Annotated in this window: 2 protein-coding genes; both read left to right on the plus strand. The window is 45.0% G+C overall.

Translation table 11 applies throughout. From position 1 onward, the window contains the following. The coding region (gene tnpA, locus A1232T_RS08835; protein WP_208606939.1) for an IS200/IS605 family transposase at positions 1 to 352 on the plus strand (352 nt) is incomplete at its 5' end. Between the two features lie 102 nt (positions 353 to 454). Next, positions 455 to 1,522: a beta-N-acetylhexosaminidase gene (gene nagZ / locus A1232T_RS08840; RefSeq protein WP_077449078.1), complete on the plus strand. Its 1,068-nt coding sequence runs from the start codon at positions 455 to 457 to the stop codon at positions 1,520 to 1,522. Positions 1,523 to 1,683 lie beyond the last annotated feature (161 nt).

A 1,683-nucleotide genomic window follows, 5' to 3' on the forward strand; every position in this document is an offset into this window, starting at 1 on the left:
ACATTTGGTTTTTATTACCAAATATCGCAGAAAGGTACTTAGTGAGGTGCATCATGCTTATTTTAGTGAGTGTGTCGCTGAGGTGTGTAAGAGTTTTGATGCAGAGCTTAAAGAGTGTAACGGCGAGGCCGATCATATTCACATGTTGATTCAATACTCTCCAACGGTGCAGATAAGCACACTTGTGAATAATTTAAAGTCAGTCACCAGTAGGCGCATGAGAAGTAATTTCATTGATTTAAGAGCAGCTTACTCTAAGCCTGTTCTTTGGTCGCGTTCTTATTTTGCAGGGTCTTGTGGTGGCGCACCGCTTGATATTATCAAGCAGTATATTCAAAACCAACAAGGTTAGTATTTGCGAAATTCACCTCCACCCTAATCTCGGGTGGAGTCCTCTTTCGCTTTTAGATAGCTAATTCATTTTTTTAGTGTAACAAACTCAAAGGGGAACCTTATGTACGGACCTTTAATGATTGATGTAGCCGGTACTGAGCTCACAAAAGAAGATCGCTTGGTATTAAGCCGTGCAGAGGTTGGCGGCATAATTTTATTTGCCCGTAACGTTGATACAGCCGAACAAGTACGCCAGCTTTGCGACGACATTCATCAGGTAAAACCTGAGATTATTATTGGAGTCGATCAAGAAGGTGGCCGTGTGGCGAGATTGCGCAAAGGATTTACGCGGCTACCAGCAATGGGCAGATTGGGTGATTTATTTGATACGGAGCCATGCCGTGCCTTATCTCTTGCTTACGACTGTGGTTATTTAATGGCAGCTGAAGTTATGGCGGTAGGTATCGATATTAGCTTTGCGCCTGTTCTGGATTTAAATGGGGTTAGCCAAGTGATTGGCGATAGAAGCTTCCATGCCAATGTTGAAGCCATTGTCGCTCTGTCTATGCAGTTTATGCGAGGTATGAAAGCCGCAGGTATGGCCACCACGGGCAAACACTTCCCAGGTCATGGCTCAATTGCTCCCGACTCACACGTAGCAGATGCCATCGATGAGCGTAGCTTTGAGCAAATCAAACAAACAGATTTGCAGCCTTTCATTCAGTGTCAGCCTTGGCTAGATGCAGTCATGCCTGCCCATGTTATCTTCAATCAGGTGGATGATAAGCCTGCGGGTTTCTCTAAAATTTGGCTACAAGACATTGCCCGTGAGCAGCTAGGCTTTAATGGGGTGTTGTTCTCAGATGACCTATCTATGAAAGCAGCTCACACCGCCGGCGATATCGGTGCTCGGGTTACTGCAGCGGTCACAGCAGGCTGTGATATGGCTTTAGTCTGTAATGATCGTGAGGCAGCCCTGCAAGCCATCGAGACCGCCACTCACCTGCCAGCTCCTAACCAACAGCGCCTACAAGCCATGCGCAGTCAGATACCGCAGTGGCAAGGTAATTTAGAGGAAACCTGTGCTCAGTTCGATCATTGGGCAACTGCCAAGCAAAATGTGCTTCAAGCTTTTTTTGCTGAAGAGCAGACCGAAAAACAAGAAAAAGACCCTACCAACTACTGCTAGTTTATGGCTTTCAATAAAAACTGAGTCAAATAGATTTGTACGCAAAAAAAAGACCGCCCCTAAGGACTAATGCCAGTCAGTTAAGGCAAAAACTCAATAAAAGTAATAAAATAGCCCATCTAATAAGCAGATGGGCTATTTTACTATGAGACTACAAGACG

Source organism: Psychrobacter pasteurii, from assembly GCF_900162815.1.
GTDB lineage: Bacteria > Pseudomonadota > Gammaproteobacteria > Pseudomonadales > Moraxellaceae > Psychrobacter > Psychrobacter pasteurii.

Bases quoted from the DNA above. Each gene is read 5' to 3' on its own strand.
- nagZ (WP_077449078.1), top strand. From the start codon at position 455: ATGTACGGACCTTTAATGATTGATGTAGCCGGTACTGAGCTCACAAAA.